Source organism: Enterococcus sp. AZ171 (genome assembly GCF_051714005.1).
Taxonomy (GTDB): Bacteria; Bacillota; Bacilli; order Lactobacillales; family Enterococcaceae; genus Enterococcus_B; species Enterococcus_B pernyi.
In genome coordinates this window covers 3,005,001-3,027,670 of the sequence record NZ_JBIORA010000001.1, presented here as the reverse complement: position 1 = coordinate 3,027,670, position 22,670 = coordinate 3,005,001, and the positions used below count along the sequence as shown (strand labels likewise).

Sequence of the window (22,670 nt, the reverse complement as noted above, 5' to 3'; positions counted from 1 at the left end):
ACAAGGCCTCCTCCTTCATTAAAAGTAAATAGCTAGTACTAATTTAGCATTTTTTACAAAAGTTTTCCACAGAAAGAAAAGAAAAAAATTTTTTATAACAATTATCCACATTATCCAGAAGAAAAAAAAAGAAGAAAAACACAGGGAGGAAAAAAAGATATCCACAAGAGTAATCAACAGGTGGATAAGTGGTACAAAACTAGAGATTTACCCAGTGGTTTGTGGATAAAAAAAGTAATAATGACAGTACTTACAGAAATTAATGCACAGGAAATTATGAAATTGTGGATTACTTATTTTCAGCTGTTTATTCTGTGTAAAAACCAAGGGTAAATTACTGTGGAAAACTTCTGTGTATAACTTTATCCACATTGAAAACACAGCGCGAAAAATACCGTTGTGGATAAAATGAGAGAATTATTTTCGAATAAAAGCTTTTTTTTATATTGACAAATCACCTAAGTACTCGTTATACTATCAAAGTATGTCTGTGTTTAATTCATGTACATGTAGATAAGAATTTCTGGAGGTGGAACAAGATGAAAAGAACATACCAACCAAATAAACGTAAACGTCAAAAAGTTCACGGATTCCGTAAACGTATGAGTACTAAAAATGGACGTCGTGTTTTAGCTAGCCGTCGTCGTAAAGGAAGAAAAGTTCTTTCAGCTTAGACCACTGGGGTTACAGTGGTTTTTTTTATGCCCTTTTTTAGAGGAAAAGGTGAAAGACTTATAGGAAATATGGTATGATTGGGAGCGTAAGTGAGAGATAGAAAAGGAAAGAAAACGAATGAAAAAAGCGTATCGAGTGAAAAAAGAACGAGAGTTCCAAGCGGTGTTTCAAACCGGCGCTTCCTTTGCTAACCGTAAGTTTGTCGTGTACCGTTTAGAAAAGAAGGAACAACCGCATTTTCGTGTTGGCTTATCTGTAGGTAAGAAAGTCGGAAACGCTGTATGTCGCAATGAAGTAAAACGAAAAATCCGTGCGGCGATCTATTCATTGAAAGAAGAGATCGAGCCGGAATTAGATTTTATTGTGATTGCTAGACCAAGCATCAAAGGACTGACTTACGATGAGATTCGCTCCAACTTAGTCCATGTCTTAAAGCTTGCAAAAATAATCGACAGAGAGGAAAAGAGTAAGTGAAGAAATACAAACGTTTACTTTTGATGGCCGGACTTGTCGGTCTGATCATCGTCTTATCCGGTTGTGGAACTGGAGAAGTCAGCGCACAAAGTACAGGAATTTGGGATCGCTACATTGTTTATTATTTTGCAGAAGCGATTAAAGCATTGTCATTTGGAAATGTTGGGATCGGGATCATTTTATTCACGATCATCATTCGCGTAATTTTATTACCATTAATGCATTTCCAAACAAAAAGTATGCGTAAGACCCAAGAACTTCAACCAAAACTAAAAGCGATCCAACAAGAATATAGTTCAAAAGATCCTGAAACACAAAGTAAGTTAAGAGAAGCACAACAACGGTTATATGCTGAAAATGGTGTAAATCCATATGCAGGTTGTTTGCCTTTATTAGTACAAATGCCAATCTTAATGGCTTTATGGCAATCAATTTCTCGTGTTCCTGCGTTGAGTCAAGGTCACTTCTTATGGTTGAACTTAGGGAACGCTGACCCAACCTTTATTTTACCAGTGTTGGCTGCCATCTTTACATTTGCAAGTACGTATTTATCAAGCATGAGCCAAGTGGAATCGAACGCTTCATTGAAAGTCATGAATTTTGCGATGCCAGTGATGATCTTAGTTATGGGGGTCAATTTAGCCAGTGGACTTTCATTATACTGGGTAGTATCAAATGCTTTCCAAGTGTTCCAAACACTATTGATCAATAATCCATTTAAAATCAAACGTGAGCGTGAAGAAGAAGCACAACGTATCCGTGAAAAAGAACGTGCTTTGCGTAAGGCACAAAGTCCTAAGAAAAAACGTAAAAAATAAGGGAGGGAATGCAAATGCCGATTTATGAAGCTGCAACCGTAGATGAAGCTGTTGAAATTGGATTGAATGAGTTAGGACTAGCAAAAGAGCAAGTCGCTATTGAGATACTTGATGAAGGAAAAAAAGGATTTCTCGGAATGGGAAAAAGAAATGCCAAACTTTCAATCGAACCGAATATCAGCGAAGTTGTCTCTGAAACGATCGAAGAAACCGTAGAAGAAGTGTTGGAAGAAACATCTGTTCAAACAGAAGATACGGGTGAAATCGAACCTGAGGACTTGATTGAAGAAAAAAGTGAATTAGGTGACGAAGCAGCTTTATCGGAATTAGCAACCTATCTCACTGAGATCTCCCAGCAACTAAATGCACCAGCTGTAGTAAAAATGACACGAGAAGCGAACTTGATCGTCTTCCATTTAGAAACGGATAAACAAGGTCTGTTGATCGGCAAACATGGAAAAACGTTAAATGCTTTGCAATATTTGGCGCAAGTGTTCATTCATCGAGTAGCCGGTAATAAACTCTCTGTCGTGGTAAACGTGGGCAACTATCGTGAAAAACGACAAGAGATCATCCAACGTTTAGCTGAGCGCACCGCAGAAAAAGTCTTGCGTACGGGACATCCTGTATTTTTAGAACCGATGCCTGCGTTTGAACGCAAACAAATCCACGCGGCATTAAGTAAACATGAGGGAGTACAAACCCACTCAGAAGGTGATGAACCATATCGTTACTTAGTTGTCGAACCAGCTAGCTAGCGATTACGAAGAGAAGAACCAAAATCTTGCGATCAGATTGACAAACTTTTCCAAACAAAGTATATTTTATTAGAAATCATTCTTATCGGAGTATACGATGGTAGTCTTTACTTTGGTAGAAAAAACGTGCAGAGCGAAAGCTCTGCACGTTTTTTTGTGATCAGCCAATCGTTGTTTGGACAAATTGGATCACGGTACCGTAAGCAAAAAGTTCGATGATCTGTTTGCCATCTCGGGGTTTTTGTTGATATTCAAAATGACAATTGATGACTGCATTTGCGCCATAATCTAACACTTTCTTTTTTAATTTTTGTTTTGTTGTCAAGAACATGTCATCACTATTGAATGTAGGGTCGAATAAGTCTCCTTCAATACATTCTGCGACAAATACGATATCTCTGACGATATATTTTTGATTGATATTCCCTGTCGATAACACCACTTCATTGATTCGTGGATCATCTACTCCGTCTACTGCACTAGGCTTAAATTGGGCCATAATTTTTGCTCCTTTCGGTAAAGAAAAAGTATGTAGATACCGTTACCATTTAAGTGTAACGTTTTTTGGAACAAAGATAAAGATATAAGAGTAGATTTACTTCTATAGAGAGTGATCTAATGATAGTTTCAGTCAAAAGAACCCTGTGCAGAAAAAGTTTAAGATTGATTAGTGACTCTCATAAAAATAAATAAAAAAGCTTGATTACTAGAATTAGATATGATAGTCTATGACCAGAATTTAAACAGAACAAGCAGTCAAAGTGCGAAGTTCACCATTTATTGCAAAGGGTGAAGTGGGCACTTTTTTTGTGCGTAAAATGAAAAAGGAAGTGAAAAAATGGCTGAAATAACCTTAGAATTTGATACGATTGCAGCAATCTCTACGCCACCAGGTGAAGGGGCGATAAGTATTGTGCGTTTAAGCGGTGATCAAGCGTTGACCATTGCCAATAAAGTCTATCAAAGTGGCAATAAACAGTTGTTGGATGTTCCTAGTCATACGATTCATTATGGGCATATCGTCGATCCCAAAAGTGAACAATTAGTCGATGAAGTCATGGTATCCGTCATGCGCGCACCACGAACATTTACCCGAGAAGATGTTGTAGAAATCAATTGCCATGGGGGCATCGTTGTCGTCAATCAAATTTTACAGCTTCTATTAAGAGAAGGCGCACGTTTAGCAGAGCCAGGAGAATTTACAAAGCGTGCCTTTTTAAATGGACGAGTTGATTTATCCCAAGCTGAAGCAGTCATGGACCTGATCCGTGCGAAAACAGACAAGGCGATGGGGGTCGCGTTGAACCAATTAGATGGAAATCTGTCTGCATTGATCCGTTCCCTTCGACAAGAAATTTTAGAGACATTAGCACAAGTCGAAGTGAATATCGATTACCCTGAATATGATGATGTCGAAGAATTGACGACAAAACTTCTATTAGAAAAAGCGCAGATGATCCAACAACGCATCGAAGTTCTTTTAGCAACATCACAACAAGGCAAGGTCTTACGAGAAGGATTAAGTACGGCCATCATCGGTCGTCCAAACGTTGGTAAGTCAAGCTTACTGAACCATTTATTACGAGAAGAAAAAGCCATCGTGACAGATATTGCGGGAACGACAAGAGATGTGATTGAAGAATACGTCAATGTTCGTGGCGTACCGTTGAAACTGATCGACACAGCAGGTATTCGGGAAACAGAAGATATCGTGGAACAAATCGGTGTTGCTCGTAGTCGTAAAGCTTTGGCAGAATCTGAATTGATCTTACTTGTCTTGAATCAAAGCGAGCCGTTGACGATTGAAGATGAACAGTTGTTGGAAGCAACAAAAGGATTGAAACGGATCATTCTATTGAATAAAACTGATTTACCGAAACAATTAGAGGAAGACAAGCTTTTATCATTGATCGAGGATGAACCAGTATTCGCTGTTTCGGTTGCCAATAATGAAGGATTAGACCGATTAGAAACGGCCATCTCTGAGTTGTTCTTTGGCGGGCAAATTGGCGAAAGAGATGCAACTTATGTATCCAATACCCGTCATATTGCCTTGCTCGAAAAAGCGGCCATCTCTTTACAAGAAGTGATCGCAGGAATCGATGCGGGTATGCCTGTTGACCTAGTTCAAATGGATATGACTCGCTGTTGGGATTACCTTGGTGAAGTCGTAGGAGATAGTGTCCAAGATGAACTGATCACACAATTGTTTAGTCAATTTTGTCTTGGAAAATAAAGGAGGAACAGTTCTTGAATCATTATCAAGCAGAAGAATATGATGTGATCGTTGTCGGTGCAGGACATGCTGGTTCAGAAGCCGCTTTGGCTGCTGCACGTATGGGGTCAAAAACGTTACTATTAACGATCAATTTAGATATGGTGGCATTTATGCCATGTAACCCTTCCGTCGGCGGTCCAGCTAAAGGCGTTGTCGTACGCGAGATTGATGCACTAGGCGGCGAAATGGGTAAGAATATTGATAAGACATACATTCAAATGAGAATGTTGAACACTGGGAAAGGACCTGCTGTCCGAGCATTACGTGCACAAGCAGACAAGCATGCCTATGCCAGTGAAATGAAACATACAATTGAAAAAGAAGAGAATTTGACACTAAGACAAGGAATCGTTGAAGAATTGATCGTTGAAGATGGGGTTTGTCATGGTGTAGTCACTTCAACCGGTGCAAGCTATCGTTCAAAAGCAGTCGTTATCACTGCAGGTACCGCATTACGTGGTGAGATTATTATCGGTGAATTAAAATATTCATCTGGTCCGAATAACTCACAACCATCAATTGGTTTAGCCAATCACTTAAAAGAATTAGGTTTTGCCATTGATCGTTTTAAAACCGGAACGCCTCCACGTGTGAAATCAAGTACGATCGATTACTCTGTTACAGAAGAACAACCGGGAGACAAGGAGCCAAATCATTTTAGCTTTGCCACACCGGACAGTGCCTATAACTTAGAACAAGAACCTTGTTGGTTGACTTATACAGGTGAAACGACCCATCAAATCATTCGTGACAATCTTCACCGCGCACCAATGTTTACAGGAATCGTTGAAGGCGTCGGCGCACGTTACTGCCCATCGATCGAAGACAAAATCGTCCGTTTTGCAGACAAACCACGTCATCAACTCTTTTTAGAACCAGAAGGATTGAATACAGAAGAAGTGTATGTTCAAGGGCTTTCAACTTCACTTCCAGAAGACGTCCAAGTGGATATGTTGCATTCGATTGCTGGATTAGAAAAAGCAGAAATGATGCGTACGGGCTATGCCATTGAGTACGATGTGGTCGAACCACACCAGTTACGTCCAACATTAGAAACGAAAGTCGTAGAAAATCTTTATACGGCCGGTCAAACCAATGGGACAAGTGGATATGAAGAAGCAGCGGGACAAGGGCTGATTGCAGGAATCAATGCAGCATTGAAGGTTCAAGGAAAAGAGCCATTAGTCATCAAACGTAGTGACGGCTATATCGGTGTCATGATCGATGATTTAGTCACAAAAGGAACGAATGAACCTTATCGCTTACTGACGTCCCGAGCAGAATATCGTTTACTTCTTCGTCATGATAATGCTGATCTACGCCTAACGGAAATGGGTCACCAGATCGGTTTAGTAAAAGAAGATCAATATGCTGCTTACTTGAAAAAGAAAGCAGCAGTTGAACAAGAAATCAAACGTTTGATGAACGTTCGTATCAAACCGACAGCAGAAGTCCAAGCCTTTTTATCAGAATTAAATGCTGCACCATTAAAAGATGGTGTGCTAGCAAGTGATTTCTTGCGTCGCCCAGAAATCACCTATGCCGATCTATTACGATTTATTCCAGAAAATGCGGAGTTAACACGTAAAGAAATCGAGCAAGTTGAAATTCAACTAAAATACGAAGGATACATCAAAAAAGCATTAGAAAAAGTAGAAAAACTAAAACGGATGGAAGCCAAACGCATCCCAGAAAACATTGACTACGCTGCGATCAACGGATTAGCAACGGAAGCAAAACAAAAGCTTCAAAAAATCCGTCCAGAAACCATCGCACAAGCAAGCCGCATCAGCGGTGTCAATCCAGCGGACCTAAGCATCTTGATGGTCTACATCGAACAAGGGAAGATTGCGAAAGTGGAAACATCTGCTTAAATAAAGCACTAAACAAAAAAAGAGCCGACGAATGATTGATTCGTTGGCTCTTTTTTTGTTAGCAAGAACATAGAGTAAATTATTTATGTAAAAAAGAAGAAACCTGAATATCCCATCGACTGATCAGCCACCTATTTATACATGCACCAATAAGAAACCCACAAGTATTTATAAAAACATCCCCTAAATCAAAAATACCTAGGTAAAAGAAATATTGGATCCATTCAACGCCTAAGACAGCTGAAAGGACTAAGATAGTATTCTTCCAACTTACTGGTAAAATCCAGCCTAAAGGTAGAAACAGTAAAATATTAAACAGAACAATCATTGGATCTCCATAAATCAAATCCTTCACCCACGAAAATAGCTGAAATTCTACGCCTCGTATCCCGATATTTTTTAAGAAAAGTAGATAAATAAGAAAGGTGATGTACAGCAAAGAAAAAAAGACCAGCTATTCCCGATAGATGTTTCTTGTAAAAGCACAGTGAAGACTGACATAAAGGAATAACGTAATGATTATCACTAAGAAGAAAGGAACCCAAAAATCGACAGGGCCAGATGGTGGAAAAAGCGTAATAGAATAATAATAGAGATAACGCATGAAAAACCATCGAGAAAAAAGCAGGCAAGAAAGTAGCATTAAAAATTTTAAAAATAACATTTTAATTTTATTTTCTATCTAAAAAACCTCCTTATTTTTGTTATAATCAATTGAGATTAACTTTATAAAAAAATACGTCACAACACTTGTCTTTCTCTCTATAAGTATACATAAAATAACTTAATATTGAAATGTGATCGCAGAATAAAATGAAATATACGTATCTTATTGTGAAGCATTGACAAAAATAGTAGCTAACTGAAAGGAGGATCTATGAACAAACGGCTTTGGTTAGGTGTATTAGTGATCATTATCTTAGGAGGAATCGGAGGAAAGATCTACATGGATAAAAGAGAAGAAGATCTTCAAGAATTGCTGGAAATACAGAAGGATCTGGCAAATTATGTGTATAACAATTATCGTCTCTATGTAAACAATCGGGAGAAAGAAGAAGAAATTTTCAGAAAGTATGACTGCGGACAAGGTGAAATGACCACGGAAGAATATTTGAAAGCATTGTTAGAGGTCAGAGAATATAAGGAGATAACTAAAATTGAATTTACTGGATATTCAGTGAGTCCGATGAATTTTTTGACCATTTATTTCACTGTTAATGGAGTATATGAGGAGGAAGTAAGTTTAAGTACTATTTCCGCAGAAACAAATAAACCTATATACATGATTTCTGATAGCACTGGAACTGGTCCTTATTATATTACAAAAAGAAAAGAAAAAATTAATTCGATTATGGCAGATGAACAAATTATCTATTACGAAGGAGGGATAGATTGATGGATCAAAATAGGTGGCTATCTGATTCTGTGTATAAAGTTGAAGATGGATTGATAAAAGTAAATCATCTAGTAAAAGAAATCCCTTATATAGTCATAAAAACAGTAGATACAAATAAAGAAAAAATCGGTAATGAATCTAAGCCAAAGAAAAATAGTATGCAAGCAATGGTAGTTGCTAAAATAAAAGAGGAATATCTTGGGTACAATGAAGAGCAATTAAAAAAAGTACCTGGCTTCCCTGACTCCGTCATCACCAAAAACCTTACGATTGCTTACGCTGGCACGACTTCGCTCAAAGATTGGTATACTAACCTTGAGGAAATTGGTCGAAGTAATAAACACTCAAATGGAGCATTTGCTTCTGCCTTGAACTATGCCCATGAAATTGAAAAGCAGTATCCCAAATCAGATGGCTATACGATCTCAACGACTGGGCACTCGTTAGGTGGCGCTAAAGCACTTTTTGTCGCAGCGATCAATGGTTATGACAGTGTGACGTACGGCGCGGCAGGACCAGGGCTTGCACAAGCCTTATTCGATAATCACAACGGTACCCTGATCAATATCTACGACACTTCGGATGTCGTCACGAGTGGGCTTTTCACTGGTGGGAAAGGGATGCTTCCAATCAATAGTTTTGGAATCGATAATTCGGGCTGGGAAACATTTGGACATTCGCTGGATCAATTCAGAACAGATGAAGAGGGAAATTATATCGATAAGCATGGACAGATCATCGTATACGTCGATGGCAATGGGGGGATCTTGTTAGCCCCAACTTTGTGGCAACAAACACTTTTGGAAAACGAAGCAATGATCAAACTACTAGCAGTCAGTGGCGAGCATACGCTAGATGAAATCAAGCGTGTGAAAGAAGAAAATGAGTGGCTCAAGGTTCAAATCAAAGAATTCTTGACCTTAAAAGAGTTAGGTAAGAAGCTGACTGCAAGTGGCGGCGGACTTTCTCAATCAGAAAAAATTTATTTAGAGGATAGCCAAGCATTTGCTGTAGTACGGACCGCAGCAAGTAAATTTGATGAGGCGATGAGCAATGTTCGCGTGATTTACCAAAACGGGATCACGGAGTTGAAAGAGTTATGGAATGACTGGTTGGGAAGAGTACGCAATTATACCCCACATTTGACGTACAACGAGGTAATTGAAACATTAGCCGAAGTTAATTGTACAAAATGGGAGATTGTCGATGAGCCAACACAGGAATTTAGAGATAAAATCCGGCAGATCGATCAGATGTCAGAACAGTTTCAAACACTCGCCGATGAAATCACCCAAAAAATCAATGAAATGGTGGCACGTGACAAAGAATTAGCGAATCAATTGTTCTAACCCTTGCTACAAAAGTGAACGATCGATAAAAGCACTATTGAGAAGTGATTGTTGTCTAACTAAATAATAGAAAATAAAGGAGTGTGAGCAATGGGCAGCACACTCTTTTTGTGTTGTCCGAGGGCGGATTATTTTTTTATTGTAGAACAAGAATTTACCTACTTCCGAATTTGGCATAACCTCCTTTAAATTTATATATAGAAAGATTGCAACTCGACTCATTTTGCGTTAAAGTAGGAAGAGATTCTGTGAAACAATTAGCTGTTTCACAATGAAAGGAAAAATTATGACACCAGAAGAATTTCGCCAAGTCTTGGCAGAAAAAGACATTCATTTATCGGATAAGCAAATGGCGCAGTTTGACCGTTATTTTCATTTATTAGTGGAGTGGAATGAAAAAATGAATTTGACGGCGATCACTGATCGAGAAGAAGTTTATTTAAAACACTTTTATGATTCATTGACGTTGGCATTTGATGTTGATTTTTCAACTGGCCTGACTTTATGTGACGTCGGCTCAGGAGCTGGGTTCCCAAGTATTCCTTTAAAAATTGCTTTTCCTGAGTTACAAATAACGATTGTTGATTCCTTGAATAAGCGAATCACTTTTTTAACTGAGTTAACGAATCAATTAGAAATCGATGCATCTCTTTATCATGATCGTGCAGAAACATTTGGGCAAAATCCGCAATTCCGTGCATCATTTGATTTTGTGACTGCTCGTGCAGTGGCACGTTTGAATGTATTGACGGAACTGTGTTTACCATTAGTGAAACAAGAGGGCTATTTCTATGCACTGAAAGCTGCGAAAAGCGAAGAAGAATTGGCAGAAGCGAAACCAGCGATTGCGCAATTAGGTGGTAAATTTATCGGAGAGCAAGCAATTGAACTACCTAAAATCTCGGACAAACGCCACATTCTGATTATACAGAAGAAGAAACCAACACCGAAGAAGTATCCAAGAAAACCTGGGTTGCCGAATAAGCAACCAATCAAGTAGGAGGAGAAGAGATGGCACAAATTATATCCGTTGCAAATCAAAAAGGCGGCGTTGGTAAAACAACGACAACTGTAAATCTAGGTGCTTGTTTAGCAAGTTTAGGTAAACAAGTGTTGCTTGTAGATATGGATGCACAAGGAAATGCCACTAGCGGAGTAGGCATTCGTAAACCTGATGTGACACAAGATATTTATGATGTATTAGTCAATGAGTTACCAATTGCTGAAGCGACAATTGCTACTGAACATGAAAACTTGAGTATTGTGCCTGCCACTCTTCAATTAGCGGGAGCGGAAATTGAATTGACCTCAATGATGGCAAGAGAATCACGTTTAAAAAGTTCACTGGCTGAAGTCAACGATCAGTATGACTACATTTTAATTGATTGCCCGCCATCTTTAGGTCATCTAACCATCAACTCATTTACTGCAAGTGATTCGATTTTGATCCCTGTGCAGTGTGAATACTATGCGTTAGAAGGGTTAAGTCAATTGCTGAATACTGTTCGCTTGGTACAAAAACACTTCAACCCTGAATTGGAAATCGAAGGGGTATTATTGACGATGTATGACGCTCGAACGAATCTAGGGAATGAAGTGGTGGAAGAAGTACGGAAGTATTTCCGTGAAAAAGTGTATGACACAGTGATTCCTCGAAACATTCGTTTGTCAGAAGCACCAAGTCATGGAAAACCTATCATTGATTATGATCCGCGTTCCAGAGGCGCTGAAGTGTATCAAGCATTAGCAAAGGAAGTGGTCGATCGTGAAGAAAAGTAAAGGACTAGGCCGGGGAATCGACGCGCTGTTTCAAGATTTGGAAAATTTAGAAACAGTCAACGTGAAAGATGAAACTGTCATTCAGTTGCCACTAAACGAATTGCGTCCTAATCCGTATCAACCACGTAAAACATTTGAAGAAGTATCATTGCAAGAATTAGCGAACTCGATCGAGTACTCCGGTGTCTTTCAACCGATCATTGTTCGTCGTTCGTCGGTGAAAGGTTATGAGATCATCGCAGGTGAACGTCGTTTCCGGGCGTCTAAGTTAGCTGGCAAAGAAACGATTCCTGCAATTGTCAGAGATTTCGACGAAGAAGCGATGATGCAAGTTGCAGTTTTAGAAAACTTACAACGTGAAGACTTGAATCCTTTAGAAGAAGCAGAAGCTTACGAGATGTTGATGAAGAACTTAAAGTTGACACAAGCTGAAGTCGCAAGTCGTTTAGGGAAAAGTCGTCCTTATATCGCAAACTATTTGCGTTTATTGACATTGCCTGATTTAGTGAAAGAAATGGTCCAAGATCAACGATTATCTATGGGACAAGCTCGTACGTTACTTGGATTAAAAAATAAACAATTGATATTAAAATTAGCCAATCGTGTCGTAACAGAAAATCTAACGGTTCGACAATTAGAGCAGATCGTTTCCGAGCTGAATCAAAATGATGGGCAAGAAAAGAAAAAAATCCCACGTTTAGCAAAGGAAAAACCGTATTATATCCGTGAGAGTGAAGATCGCTTGATGGATAAATTTGGAACAAGTGTCGCCATCCAAGAAAAGAATGGGAAAGGTAAAATCGAAATCGAATATCTTTCACAAAATGATTTAACTAGAATTCTTGATATTCTAAATATTCAATTTGATGAAGAATAAACAGAGGGAGGCTATGTTATGTACGACTTACATGATATCGTAGAAATGAAAAAACCTCATGCTTGTCAAACGAACCGTTGGGAGATCATCCGAATGGGCGCTGATATCAAAATCAAATGTATGAATTGCGGTCATATCGTGATGATGACCCGTCGAGAATTTGAGAAAAAAATGAAAAAAGTACTTGAAAAAAATGTAGAGAAAGAGTGAATGAATTTATGGCATTAACTGCTGGAATTGTGGGTTTACCCAACGTAGGAAAATCAACTTTGTTCAATGCAATTACAAAGGCGGGAGCAGAGGCTGCCAACTATCCTTTTGCGACTATTGATCCAAATATTGGAATGGTTGAAGTACCTGATTGGCGTTTACAACGTTTAACAGAATTAGTAAAACCAAAGAAAACTGTACCAACAACCTTTGAGTTTACAGATATTGCTGGAATCGTTAAGGGTGCAAGTAAAGGTGAAGGATTAGGAAACCAATTTTTAAGTCATATTCGCCAAGTAGATGCAATCTGTCATGTCGTTCGTTGTTTTGACGATGACAACATCACACACGTAGAAGGACGTGTCGATCCTTTAGCAGATATCGATACGATCAATCTAGAGCTTGTCTTAGCAGATTTAGAGTCAGTGACGAAGCGCTATACACGTGTGGCAAAAATTGCAAAAACAAAAGATAAAGATGCAGTCGCTGAATTAGCGGTGTTAGAGAAAATCAAACCAGTATTAGAAGATGGACGTTCAGCACGTTCGATCGAATTTACAGAAGAAGAACAAAAAATCGTTAAATCTTTATTCTTGTTAACAACAAAACCGATCTTGTATGTTGCGAATGTGGCAGAAGATGAAGTAGCAAATGCAGATGCGAATGAATATGTTCAAGCAGTCCGCAATTTTGCTGCAGAAGAAAATGCAGAAGTGATTGTCGTTAGCGCCAGAGCAGAAGAAGAAATTGCTGAGCTTGACGACGAAGATAAAGCAGAGTTTCTTGAAGCATTAGGCATTGAAGAGTCAGGGTTGGATCAATTGATTCGTGCGGCGTATGACCTATTAGGATTAGCAACATACTTTACAGCAGGTGAACAAGAAGTTCGTGCGTGGACGTTCAAAAAAGGAATCAAAGCGCCACAAGCTGCAGGAATCATCCATACCGATTTTGAACGTGGCTTTATCCGTGCAGAAACAGTCTCATTTGAAGATTTAGACCAATACGGAACGATGCACGCAGCGAAAGAAGCCGGGCGTGTACGATTAGAAGGGAAAGACTATGTCGTTCAAGATGGCGACGTTATGTTATTCCGTTTTAATGTATAAAAAGGCTATCATACGGTGTATGTGATATGTTAAAATGTCTTTTGTGACAACCGTCAGCGTCTAAGGAGGACTGTAAAATAATGGAAGCAGAACAGTTACGCGAAATTGTAAAAGAAAATGCGCAGTTAGAAGAACAACTAACAAAACGTAATCAACAATATATTTTTGACTTAAAAAAGTCGCTAGAAGCAGCGAATTTATCAGAAGAAGAAAAAGTAACGGCTTTGCATGAGATGTTACCCGTTTTAGTATCCGAACAAAAAGGTGGGAAAACAGCCCGCCAATTATTTGGAACGGTATCTGAAAGAACAGAAGCAATCATCAATAAACCGGTTGAAGTGAAAACTTCTTCGACACCAACGTTGATGTGGTTGGACAATACCTTACTCTTACTCGGATTATTGAGTGTCATGATCGCAATCACTGGATTGTTTTCACGTGAAACAACACCTGCTTATGGAATCACCACACTTGTACTAGGTTCAGCTATTGGTGGATGGGTCTTTTACTTGATGTACAAGTATATTTACCAGTATGAGTATCCAGGTGCTGATCGTAGTAAAAAACCTGGAATGGGTAAAACCTTGTTGATTTTGGGTGGAACGACATTGATCTGGGTCATTGCTTTTTCAGCAACAACCTTGTTGCCACCAATCGTTAACCCGTTATTAGATCCAGTGGTGATCATCATCATCGGTGCAGCAGCTCTTGCGTTGCGTTACTATTTAAAGAAAAAATATGGCATCGTTGGCAGTCTTTCTGTTCCAAGAAGATAATTTATTGGACTTAGAAATTATGTGACTTACGAGACGAACAAAAAAAAAGAGAATGTGTTAGCATTACGCTGCACGTGCTCTTTTTTATTGTTTATTTCTATTGATTTGACAGTGACGACCATGATCTCAAAACGTTTTTTTTATTATTATAAAAAATAATAAAAGAGTGTTATTATCAAATAATAGAGATGATCACTGATGTTATAAAATATGTTGAGCGAGATAGTTAAACGATAAGGGGTGAATGAATATGAAAAAAGTCAAATGGATATTTTCTATCAATGCTGACGGAGTGCCTCTGTTTGGTTATGCCGGAATCAAAACTGGACAATTTATTCTTGGGCATGGAAAAAAGTTTCAAAAAGAAATGCGGTCTGTTTTAGGGCCAGAAATCGAGCTGGATTTCATTAGCTATAATACAAGAAACCCAGAGACACTAGCTGCTGATTTATTTGTGTATACAGATGTCGATGAAAAGTATCTTGACGAAGAGACGAAGAAAAAAGGCTTAAGCATTCCCTATAAACTATATTATTTGAATGAAATTGAAAAGATCAAAGAATCGATCGAAGCAAATGTTTAAAAAGTGAATTGCATCTTTTCTTTCTTGAAGTGTACTCGTTTCAGTTTAGTAAAAATATTGAGTAAGAAAAAAGAACGTGCAGTGTAAGACGAAAGCGCTAACCAACATTTGATTTTGATCAAACATTAGGAGACGCTTCATTATGCTGGTACGTTCTTTTTTTAGGATTCACTGAGTAGTTCCTTAGAAAAAACAAGGGATTAGTAGAAGTTGTTGACTTACAAAAGAAAATCGATTATTTTAGTAGATAAACTAAACAAGAGGAGTGGTACTAAAAATGTCCAACTGGGAAACAAAGTTCACGAAAAAAGGATTTACTTTTGATGATGTCTTATTGATACCAGCAGAAAGTCACGTGTTACCAAACGAAGTGGATATGAGTGTACAATTAGCAAAAAATATCAAATTGAATATTCCTATCATCAGTGCAAGTATGGATACAGTTACTGACAGCAAAATGGCGATTGCTATGGCAAGACAGGGTGGTCTAGGTGTCATCCATAAAAACATGACAATCAGCGAACAAGCAGACGAAGTACGTAAAGTGAAACGTTCTGAAAGTGGTGTAATCATCGACCCATTCTTCTTGACACCACAACACTTGGTCGCAGATGCTGAAGAATTAATGAGCAGATACCGTATCAGTGGAGTTCCAATCGTCGAAACATTGGAAAATCGCAAATTAGTAGGAATCATTACAAACCGTGATATGCGTTTTGTTACAGACTTCCATATCGAAATCAGCGAAGTCATGACAAAAGAAAACTTAGTAACAGCCCCAGTAGGCACTTCTCTAAAAGATGCAGAAAAAATCTTACAACAACATAAAATCGAAAAACTACCGATCGTTGATGATGCAGGTCGATTAAGTGGTTTGATCACGATCAAAGATATCGAAAAAGTAATCGAGTTTCCAAATGCAGCAAAAGATGAACATGGTCGTTTGTTGGTAGCTGCCGCAGTTGGTGTCACTAGCGACACCTTTGAACGTGCACAAGCTTTACTTGATGCTGGCGCAGATGCCATTGTCATTGATACGGCGCATGGACATAGCGCAGGTGTAATCCGTAAAATCCAAGAAATTCGCACAACATTTAAAGATGCAACATTGATTGCTGGTAATGTAGCAACAGCAGAAGCAACAAAAGCGTTATACGATGTAGGTGTTGACGTGGTGAAAGTAGGTATCGGACCAGGTTCGATTTGTACGACACGTGTGGTTGCTGGTGTGGGTGTTCCCCAATTAACAGCCATTTACGATGCAGCTTCAGTTGCGCGCCAATATGGAAAAACCATTATTGCAGATGGTGGGATCAAATATTCTGGTGATATCGTCAAAGCTTTAGCAGCGGGTGGTCATGCGGTTATGTTAGGTAGTATGTTGGCAGGAACCGATGAATCTCCAGGTGAATTTGAAATCTATCAAGGTCGTCGCTTCAAGACATATCGTGGAATGGGTTCATTAGGCGCCATGGAAAAAGGATCAAAAGACCGTTACTTCCAAGGTGGCACGAATGAAGCCAATAAGTTAGTGCCAGAAGGTATTGAAGGCCGTGTAGCGTACAAAGGAAGCGTAGCAGACATTCTCTTCCAAATGATCGGTGGCTTAAAATCAGGGATGGGTTATGTTGGCTCTGCAAACCTAAAACAATTAAGAGATGATGCACAGTTCATTCAAATGAGTGGCAGTGGTTTGAAAGAATCTCACCCACATGATGTACAAATTACGAAAGAAGCACCAAACTATTCTGTAGAATCATAATCAAACTTCTTGAACATAAAAAAGCAGCTAAGCAATTCGTGCCAACGAATCACTTAGCTGCTTTATTGTTTATTTGATTACTTTTAGGTTCCCCATGTAAGGCACGAGTACTTCTGGAACTGTGACTGAACCATCTTCATTTTGATAGTTTTCAAGGATGGCAGCAACCGTACGGCCAACTGCTAAACCAGAACCATTCAATGTATGTGCATAATGGATTTTTCCATCTGCATCTCGGTAACGGATCATCGCACGGCGCGCTTGGAAATCTTCACAGTTTGAGCAAGAACTGATTTCACGATACGTATCTTGTGCAGGGATCCATACTTCTAAATCGTACGTTTTCGCTGCTGAAAAGCCCATATCTCCAGTTGATAATGTCATAACACGGTAAGGTAAGTGTAATTTTTTCAAAATGTCCTCTGCGTCAGCGGTCATTTTTTCAAGTTCTTCATATGAATGTTCTGCATCAGCGAATTTCACCATTTCTACTTTATTGAACTGATGAAGACGAATCAATCCACGAGTATCACGACCGGCACTACCTGCTTCTGAACGGAATGCTGGGCTAAGTGCAGTGAAGTAAACAGGTAAATCTTCTTTTGCTAAGATTTCATTGCTGTAGTAGTTTGTTAAAGGAACTTCAGCTGTTGGGATCAAAGTTAAATCTGTATCAGCTAATTGGAAAACATCTTCTTTAAATTTAGGGAATTGACCAGTACCAAACATGGCTTGGCTATTTACAGCGTAAGGCGTCATCATTTCAGTATAGCCATGTTCATAGACGTGTTGATCTAACATAAAATTATAAAGGGCACGTTCTAAGCGAGCACCTAATCCTTTATAGTAAACAAAGCGGCTTCCTGATACTTTTGCCCCACGTTCAAAATCAAGAATACCTAGATTTTCAGCAATTTCCCAGTGAGGTTTTGGTTCAAAAGCAAATTGACGAGGTTCACTCCAGCGACGAGCTTCCACGTTATCCTCTTCATCTTTACCTACTGGCACGGAATCATGAGGTAAATTAGGAAGAGTTGTAGCGATTTGTTGTAATTTTTCATCCACTTGTGCAACTTCTTCGTCTAGTGCTTTGATTTTCCCACCGACTTCTTTCATTTCAGCGATCTTCGCAGTTGCATCTTCTTTATTACGCTTTAATTGGGCGATTTCAGCAGATACATCATTACGGTATTTTTTCAATTCTTCACTTTCAACCAACAATTTTCTGCGAGATTCATCTAACTCCACAAACTCCGCTAAGACTTCTTTTTTAACGCCACGTGACGTTAATTTTTCTTGTACATAGTCAACATTTTGACGGATCATTTTAATATCTAACATTTCTTTTCCTCCTTTTTTTGTATAAAAAAAACCAGCTCATCCAAAGAAATATCTTGGGACGAACTGGTTTGAGTTTCGCGGTACCACCCAAGTTCAGTCTATCGAGACTGCACTTGTAAACAGATAACGGCTGTTACCGACCTTTCTTATTTCGAAAGGCACATTGGGTGAACTGGAACTTCGAAATTATTTTTTACTGATTTGCACCAACCATCAGCTCTCTTGAAAAAAATAAAATGTACTGGGTTCACTGTTTTCTTCTATTTGTATTCTAAGAATAGCGAAAAATTTAGTTTCCGTCAATATGTTCTGTCAGATTGCCGACTAACTTTTCATTTTTTTTAAGCGGGAAATGCATGATAAAAGACGTCCAATCTTGATCTGACTTCGCATAGATATAGCCACCGTGCAATGCTACGATACTTTGTGCAATGGCTAGACCAAGTCCTGTCCCGCCAGTTTCTTGTGAACGGGATTCTTCCACACGGTAAAATCGATCAAATAGATTGTCAATGGCTTGTTGAGGAATCATGGCACCATTGTTTTTGACAACAACGATGACTTCTGAACCAAGTTGTTCAATTTCAATGATGATTTTAGTAGCTCCTTTGCCATATTTTAGGGCATTGGTTAATAAATTATTGAATACGCGAACCAACTTTTCGGTATCACCATCCATGATCAGTGAATTGATTGGAGATTCAACAAAAATTTGAATATCCTTTTTAGAAGCTTCTAGTTCAAAATCAGCTGCCAATTGTTCAATCAATTGGATCAAATCAAATGCAGAAAAATTCACAGGAACCGCCGGCTGACGTACCTTGGTATACTCGAACAGATCTTCTACCAATGATTTCATTTGTTTCGCTTTGACATAAGCAGTGTGAGTATATTTCAACAGATCTTCTTCTGTTTGATATTGACCATCTTCAATAAGACCTAAATAGCCAATAATTGATGTTAAAGGTGTGCGAATATCATGACTGACGTTTGTAATCAGTTCGTCTTTTGATTTTTCGATTTTACGTTCGTCTTCAATCGCCGCTACCGTACTGTCCACTAAGCCATTGATACTTTTGACTACACGACTAAGATCGCCACTTAATTCGAAAGGGATACGATGGTCATAATTGCCATTAGCGATATAATGCAATTCACTAATAATGTGTCGTAATTGCATTTGTCGGTAGCGACGAATCAATCGCCAGTATAATACACCAACATCTAATAGAAAGAACACAGGAAAAATAAAATTTCGGCCATTCCAAAACAAATCACTATCTAAACGCTGGGCAAAGATATTTTTAGAATCCCAAATAGCGTTTGTCAAAGAAGGTGAACTACTGATGATCGAACTGATAATAACCAACATCGCTACATTCAATAGAAGCAGAAGGATGATCGTAATGATTCCTTCTGCTAATAATTCACTGATTTCTTTAGATGTCAGATTGATCCGGCGTCGTTTTTCGATCACTTTTTTATCTTGCATCAATTTTATAGCCCACTCCCCAAACGGTTTGAATGACTTTTTCTCCACCAGTTGCTTCTTCAATTTTATCTCTTAGATGACTAACATGAACCATTACTGTTTTAGCAGAAACGATACTTTCTTGTTTCCAGACACGTTCAAAGATCTCATCTGCACTGAATACATGGTTAGGATGACTTGCAAGGAGATATAGAATACCAAATTCTAAGGCAGTCAGTTGGATTTCTTTTCCATCGATTGTTTTGACTTCATGGGAATCTTTATTGATGATCAAGGCATTTACTTCTAGGACATCCGGTTGATCTGGTGTCACTTGCATTTTTGTGCGACGTAACAAAGATTTCACACGAGCCATTACTTCAAGAGGATTAAATGGTTTTGTTACGTAATCATCCGCTCCAGCTACTAATCCTTTGATTTTATCCATATCAGTCGTTTTCGCTGTTAACATGATGATTGGGATTTGTGATTCTTTTCTTAATTCTTTTACTACTTGCATGCCATCCATTTCAGGCATCATGATATCTAGAATAAGTAATTCAATATCAGGGATTGTTCGTACTTTTGATAATGCTTCTTTTCCATCATAGGCTTTTACTGCTTCGTAGCCTTCATTGTGTACGTAGATACTAAGTAATTCAACAATTTCCTTGTCGTCATCTGCGATTAATATTTTCATAAATAGATCCTCCATCGATTAATGTGTTTACTCTTAATATTTTAGCAAAAAAAAAGATAAATAGATAAAAGCAGCGCTTTGTTAAGGAAAATTTTAGAAGAAGAGGGGGTAGAAGGGGTGGAAATCTAAGATAAAGGAGGAAACAAAAATAGAAAGTGATTTAAATCAAGGAGAAACATCATTTAAACGAAGTAATAAATTGAGAACACTTACACAGCAATAGTAAGAAAAAAGAAATTTGATCAAACAAACTAAAAGATGAACATTATCTCGGTGGAACTAGTTTAAACAGGAGAAAAAACACGTAAAAACGAATGATTTTGTGCTTCCTGTTTTTAATGATCGACTCTCTTAAAAATGTTGATAAATCAGCCTTTTTTTAGTTGACTTTCAAAATTGATGTTGGTATATTATTATTTGTTCGAAAGAACGGAAAACAAACAAATCGATTCTTAAAATTAGTGATTGACATGTTTGTTAACACATGATAAGATAACGAAGTTGCTTTTGAGTGATTCACTGATTGAAGTTAGTTTCGCAAAGAAAAAAACAAAAAAAGTGATTGACAAATAACAAACAACAAGTTATTATGAGTGAGTTGCTAAAACGACCTCGTGAAAAACGAGTTAAAAAACTTTTAAAAAATAGTTGACAATCATCCGAGAGTTTGCTAAGATATAAAAGTTGCTACGGCAATCACAAACGATAAGTTGAGGCAGTTGTGTTTCAATTATCACGTAGACCTTTGAAAACTGAACAAAGTAAGACAAACCAAATGTGTAGGGCGTCTTGATTCAATTCAAGACAACAAACATTTTTAACAAGCAAGCAATATGCTAGCAAACAATTGAGCTTAACAATCGAAAGATTGTTCTAACTTTTATTATGAGAGTTTGATCCTGGCTCAGGACGAACGCTGGCGGCGTGCCTAATACATGCAAGTCGAACGCTTCTTTTCCCACCGGAGCTTGCTCCACCGGGAAAAGAGGAGTGGCGAACGGGTGAGTAACACGTGGGTAACCTGCCCATCAGAAGGGGATAACACTTGGAAACAGGTGCTAATACCGTATAACAATCGAAACCGCATGGTTTCGTTTTGAAAGGCGCTTTACGGTGCCGCTGATGGATGGACCCGCGGTGCATTAGCTAGTTGGTGAGGTAACGGCTCACCAAGGCCACGATGCATAGCCGACCTGAGAGGGTGATCGGCCACATTGGGACTGAGACACGGCCCAAACTCCTACGGGAGGCAGCAGTAGGGAATCTTCGGCAATGGACGAAAGTCTGACCGAGCAACGCCGCGTGAGTGAAGAAGGTTTTCGGATCGTAAAACTCTGTTGTTAGAGAAGAACAAGGGTGAGAGTAACTGTTCACCCCTTGACGGTATCTAACCAGAAAGCCACGGCTAACTACGTGCCAGCAGCCGCGGTAATACGTAGGTGGCAAGCGTTGTCCGGATTTATTGGGCGTAAAGCGAGCGCAGGCGGTTTCTTAAGTCTGATGTGAAAGCCCCCGGCTCAACCGGGGAGGGTCATTGGAAACTGGGAGACTTGAGTGCAGAAGAGGAGAGTGGAATTCCATGTGTAGCGGTGAAATGCGTAGATATATGGAGGAACACCAGTGGCGAAGGCGGCTCTCTGGTCTGTAACTGACGCTGAGGCTCGAAAGCGTGGGGAGCAAACAGGATTAGATACCCTGGTAGTCCACGCCGTAAACGATGAGTGCTAAGTGTTGGAGGGTTTCCGCCCTTCAGTGCTGCAGCTAACGCATTAAGCACTCCGCCTGGGGAGTACGACCGCAAGGTTGAAACTCAAAGGAATTGACGGGGGCCCGCACAAGCGGTGGAGCATGTGGTTTAATTCGAAGCAACGCGAAGAACCTTACCAGGTCTTGACATCCTTTGACCACTCTAGAGATAGAGCTTCCCCTTCGGGGGCAAAGTGACAGGTGGTGCATGGTTGTCGTCAGCTCGTGTCGTGAGATGTTGGGTTAAGTCCCGCAACGAGCGCAACCCTTATTGTTAGTTGCCATCATTTAGTTGGGCACTCTAGCAAGACTGCCGGTGACAAACCGGAGGAAGGTGGGGATGACGTCAAATCATCATGCCCCTTATGACCTGGGCTACACACGTGCTACAATGGGAAGTACAACGAGTCGCGAAGTCGCGAGGCTAAGCTAATCTCTTAAAGCTTCTCTCAGTTCGGATTGTAGGCTGCAACTCGCCTACATGAAGCCGGAATCGCTAGTAATCGCGGATCAGCACGCCGCGGTGAATACGTTCCCGGGCCTTGTACACACCGCCCGTCACACCACGAGAGTTTGTAACACCCGAAGTCGGTGAGGTAACCTTTTTGGAGCCAGCCGCCTAAGGTGGGATAGATGATTGGGGTGAAGTCGTAACAAGGTAGCCGTATCGGAAGGTGCGGCTGGATCACCTCCT

The 22,670-nt window shown here is 39.3% G+C and carries 21 protein-coding genes, 1 rRNA gene and 1 other annotated feature (1 of these 23 only partly in view); of the genes, 17 read left to right on the top strand and 5 right to left on the bottom strand.

Going from position 1 to position 22,670, the window contains the following annotated elements; translation table 11 throughout:
• Positions 1-539: 539 nt before the first annotated feature.
• The 4 genes from rpmH (at position 540) to jag (ending at position 2,725) form a co-directional block, all read left to right on the top strand.
• Entirely contained in the window at positions 540-674 is a 135-nt protein-coding gene (gene rpmH, locus IGJ49_RS14500; RefSeq protein WP_002293121.1) for a 50S ribosomal protein L34, read from the top strand.
• A 118-nt stretch (positions 675-792) separates the two neighbouring features.
• Positions 793-1,149, top strand: a complete 357-nt coding sequence (rnpA, locus tag IGJ49_RS14495; protein ID WP_010734564.1) for a ribonuclease P protein component — start codon at positions 793-795, stop codon at positions 1,147-1,149.
• Positions 1,146-1,967, top strand: coding sequence for a YidC/Oxa1 family membrane protein insertase (locus IGJ49_RS14490; RefSeq protein ID WP_010734565.1), 822 nt, complete (start codon positions 1,146-1,148; stop codon positions 1,965-1,967). Before rnpA ends, IGJ49_RS14490 begins: the two co-directional genes overlap by 4 nt.
• A gap of 14 nt (positions 1,968-1,981) precedes the next feature.
• Positions 1,982-2,725 (top strand): RNA-binding cell elongation regulator Jag/EloR, encoded by a 744-nt coding sequence (gene jag, locus IGJ49_RS14485; RefSeq protein ID WP_062805932.1) that lies wholly within the window; start codon positions 1,982-1,984, stop codon positions 2,723-2,725.
• Between the two features lie 160 nt (positions 2,726-2,885).
• On the opposite strand, the gene IGJ49_RS14480 is transcribed toward jag, so the two are convergent.
• Entirely contained in the window at positions 2,886-3,224 is a 339-nt protein-coding gene (locus IGJ49_RS14480; RefSeq protein WP_010734567.1) for a heavy metal-binding domain-containing protein, read from the bottom strand.
• Positions 3,225-3,563: 339 nt separating this feature from the next.
• Here IGJ49_RS14480 and mnmE point away from each other — a divergent pair, with 339 nt between their 5' ends.
• Both mnmE and mnmG read left to right on the top strand, forming a co-directional pair.
• Complete coding sequence (gene mnmE, locus IGJ49_RS14475; RefSeq protein WP_438723947.1) at positions 3,564-4,961, top strand: tRNA uridine-5-carboxymethylaminomethyl(34) synthesis GTPase MnmE; 1,398 nt, start codon at positions 3,564-3,566, stop codon at positions 4,959-4,961.
• A 14-nt stretch (positions 4,962-4,975) separates the two neighbouring features.
• Positions 4,976-6,877: a tRNA uridine-5-carboxymethylaminomethyl(34) synthesis enzyme MnmG gene (gene mnmG, locus IGJ49_RS14470; protein WP_438723945.1), complete on the top strand. Its 1,902-nt coding sequence runs from the start codon at positions 4,976-4,978 to the stop codon at positions 6,875-6,877.
• Between the two features lie 79 nt (positions 6,878-6,956).
• On the opposite strand, the gene IGJ49_RS14465 is transcribed toward mnmG, so the two are convergent.
• A complete protein-coding gene (locus IGJ49_RS14465) occupies positions 6,957-7,316 on the bottom strand; it encodes a VanZ family protein (protein ID WP_438723943.1) in 360 nt (119 codons plus the stop codon).
• 438 nt (positions 7,317-7,754) lie between these two features.
• Here IGJ49_RS14465 and IGJ49_RS14460 point away from each other — a divergent pair, with 438 nt between their 5' ends.
• The 10 genes from IGJ49_RS14460 to guaB all read left to right on the top strand — a co-directional run bounded on the left by IGJ49_RS14460 (position 7,755) and on the right by guaB (position 16,718).
• Positions 7,755-8,273 carry a hypothetical protein gene (locus IGJ49_RS14460; protein WP_023520590.1) on the top strand — a complete coding sequence of 173 codons (519 nt, stop codon included), beginning with the start codon at positions 7,755-7,757 and terminating at the stop codon, positions 8,271-8,273.
• Positions 8,273-9,622 carry a lipase family protein gene (locus IGJ49_RS14455; protein ID WP_438723940.1) on the top strand — a complete coding sequence of 450 codons (1,350 nt, stop codon included), beginning with the start codon at positions 8,273-8,275 and terminating at the stop codon, positions 9,620-9,622. The genes IGJ49_RS14460 and IGJ49_RS14455 overlap by 1 nt, the downstream gene beginning before the upstream one ends.
• Positions 9,623-9,908: 286 nt before the next feature.
• A complete protein-coding gene (gene rsmG / locus IGJ49_RS14450; protein WP_010734577.1) occupies positions 9,909-10,622 on the top strand; it encodes a 16S rRNA (guanine(527)-N(7))-methyltransferase RsmG in 714 nt (237 codons plus the stop codon).
• An 11-nt stretch (positions 10,623-10,633) separates the two neighbouring features.
• The gene (locus IGJ49_RS14445) at positions 10,634-11,401 is read left to right on the top strand and encodes a ParA family protein (RefSeq protein WP_010734578.1); all 768 of its coding nucleotides are present in this window, start codon (positions 10,634-10,636) and stop codon (positions 11,399-11,401) included.
• Complete coding sequence (locus IGJ49_RS14440) at positions 11,388-12,278, top strand: ParB/RepB/Spo0J family partition protein (protein ID WP_010734579.1); 891 nt, start codon at positions 11,388-11,390, stop codon at positions 12,276-12,278. The genes IGJ49_RS14445 and IGJ49_RS14440 overlap by 14 nt, the downstream gene beginning before the upstream one ends.
• An 18-nt stretch (positions 12,279-12,296) precedes the next feature.
• Complete coding sequence (locus IGJ49_RS14435; RefSeq protein WP_010734580.1) at positions 12,297-12,488, top strand: DUF951 domain-containing protein; 192 nt, start codon at positions 12,297-12,299, stop codon at positions 12,486-12,488.
• Between the two features lie 8 nt (positions 12,489-12,496).
• Positions 12,497-13,597 (top strand): redox-regulated ATPase YchF, encoded by a 1,101-nt coding sequence (gene ychF / locus IGJ49_RS14430; RefSeq protein WP_010734581.1) that lies wholly within the window; start codon positions 12,497-12,499, stop codon positions 13,595-13,597.
• 80 nt (positions 13,598-13,677) lie between these two features.
• The gene (locus tag IGJ49_RS14425) at positions 13,678-14,373 is read left to right on the top strand and encodes a DUF1129 domain-containing protein (protein ID WP_019722878.1); all 696 of its coding nucleotides are present in this window, start codon (positions 13,678-13,680) and stop codon (positions 14,371-14,373) included.
• A 250-nt stretch (positions 14,374-14,623) separates the two neighbouring features.
• On the top strand, positions 14,624-14,956 hold the full coding sequence (locus IGJ49_RS14420) for a hypothetical protein (RefSeq protein WP_375152607.1): 333 nt from the start codon (positions 14,624-14,626) through the stop codon (positions 14,954-14,956).
• 277 nt (positions 14,957-15,233) lie between these two features.
• The gene (guaB, locus tag IGJ49_RS14415; RefSeq protein ID WP_010734584.1) at positions 15,234-16,718 is read left to right on the top strand and encodes an IMP dehydrogenase; all 1,485 of its coding nucleotides are present in this window, start codon (positions 15,234-15,236) and stop codon (positions 16,716-16,718) included.
• A 69-nt stretch (positions 16,719-16,787) separates the two neighbouring features.
• Here guaB and serS read toward each other — a convergent pair whose 3' ends face one another.
• The 3 genes from serS to IGJ49_RS14400 all read right to left on the bottom strand — a co-directional run bounded on the left by serS (position 16,788) and on the right by IGJ49_RS14400 (position 20,230).
• Positions 16,788-18,059 (bottom strand): serine--tRNA ligase, encoded by a 1,272-nt coding sequence (gene serS / locus IGJ49_RS14410; RefSeq protein WP_062805935.1) that lies wholly within the window; start codon positions 18,057-18,059, stop codon positions 16,788-16,790.
• 51 nt (positions 18,060-18,110) lie between these two features.
• Positions 18,111-18,316 (bottom strand) — a binding site (T-box leader).
• 32 nt (positions 18,317-18,348) lie between these two features.
• Positions 18,349-19,554 carry a sensor histidine kinase gene (locus IGJ49_RS14405; RefSeq protein ID WP_023520586.1) on the bottom strand — a complete coding sequence of 402 codons (1,206 nt, stop codon included), beginning with the start codon at positions 19,552-19,554 and terminating at the stop codon, positions 18,349-18,351.
• Positions 19,541-20,230, bottom strand: coding sequence for a response regulator transcription factor (locus IGJ49_RS14400; RefSeq protein WP_010734587.1), 690 nt, complete (start codon positions 20,228-20,230; stop codon positions 19,541-19,543). Before IGJ49_RS14400 ends, IGJ49_RS14405 begins: the two co-directional genes overlap by 14 nt.
• Positions 20,231-21,111: 881 nt before the next feature.
• Between IGJ49_RS14400 and IGJ49_RS14395 the strand changes: the two genes are divergently transcribed.
• Positions 21,112-22,670: ribosomal RNA gene (locus tag IGJ49_RS14395) — 16S ribosomal RNA — on the top strand; it runs 2 nt beyond the window's last position.

What these genes read in the sequence shown, in the direction of transcription:
- rpmH (WP_002293121.1), top strand. Translation starts at nt 540, where the DNA reads ATGAAAAGAACATACCAACCAAATAAACGTAAACGTCAAAAAGTTCAC.
- rnpA (WP_010734564.1), top strand. Translation starts at nt 793, where the DNA reads ATGAAAAAAGCGTATCGAGTGAAAAAAGAACGAGAGTTCCAAGCGGTG.
- jag (WP_062805932.1), top strand. Translation starts at nt 1,982, where the DNA reads ATGCCGATTTATGAAGCTGCAACCGTAGATGAAGCTGTTGAAATTGGA.
- IGJ49_RS14480 (WP_010734567.1), bottom strand. Translation starts at nt 3,224, where the DNA reads ATGGCCCAATTTAAGCCTAGTGCAGTAGACGGAGTAGATGATCCACGA.
- mnmE (WP_438723947.1), top strand. Translation starts at nt 3,564, where the DNA reads ATGGCTGAAATAACCTTAGAATTTGATACGATTGCAGCAATCTCTACG.
- IGJ49_RS14460 (WP_023520590.1), top strand. Translation starts at nt 7,755, where the DNA reads ATGAACAAACGGCTTTGGTTAGGTGTATTAGTGATCATTATCTTAGGA.
- IGJ49_RS14455 (WP_438723940.1), top strand. Translation starts at nt 8,273, where the DNA reads ATGGATCAAAATAGGTGGCTATCTGATTCTGTGTATAAAGTTGAAGAT.
- rsmG (WP_010734577.1), top strand. Translation starts at nt 9,909, where the DNA reads ATGACACCAGAAGAATTTCGCCAAGTCTTGGCAGAAAAAGACATTCAT.
- IGJ49_RS14445 (WP_010734578.1), top strand. Translation starts at nt 10,634, where the DNA reads ATGGCACAAATTATATCCGTTGCAAATCAAAAAGGCGGCGTTGGTAAA.
- IGJ49_RS14435 (WP_010734580.1), top strand. Translation starts at nt 12,297, where the DNA reads ATGTACGACTTACATGATATCGTAGAAATGAAAAAACCTCATGCTTGT.
- ychF (WP_010734581.1), top strand. Translation starts at nt 12,497, where the DNA reads ATGGCATTAACTGCTGGAATTGTGGGTTTACCCAACGTAGGAAAATCA.
- IGJ49_RS14425 (WP_019722878.1), top strand. Translation starts at nt 13,678, where the DNA reads ATGGAAGCAGAACAGTTACGCGAAATTGTAAAAGAAAATGCGCAGTTA.
- IGJ49_RS14420 (WP_375152607.1), top strand. Translation starts at nt 14,624, where the DNA reads ATGAAAAAAGTCAAATGGATATTTTCTATCAATGCTGACGGAGTGCCT.
- guaB (WP_010734584.1), top strand. Translation starts at nt 15,234, where the DNA reads ATGTCCAACTGGGAAACAAAGTTCACGAAAAAAGGATTTACTTTTGAT.
- serS (WP_062805935.1), bottom strand. Translation starts at nt 18,059, where the DNA reads ATGTTAGATATTAAAATGATCCGTCAAAATGTTGACTATGTACAAGAA.
- IGJ49_RS14400 (WP_010734587.1), bottom strand. Translation starts at nt 20,230, where the DNA reads ATGAAAATATTAATCGCAGATGACGACAAGGAAATTGTTGAATTACTT.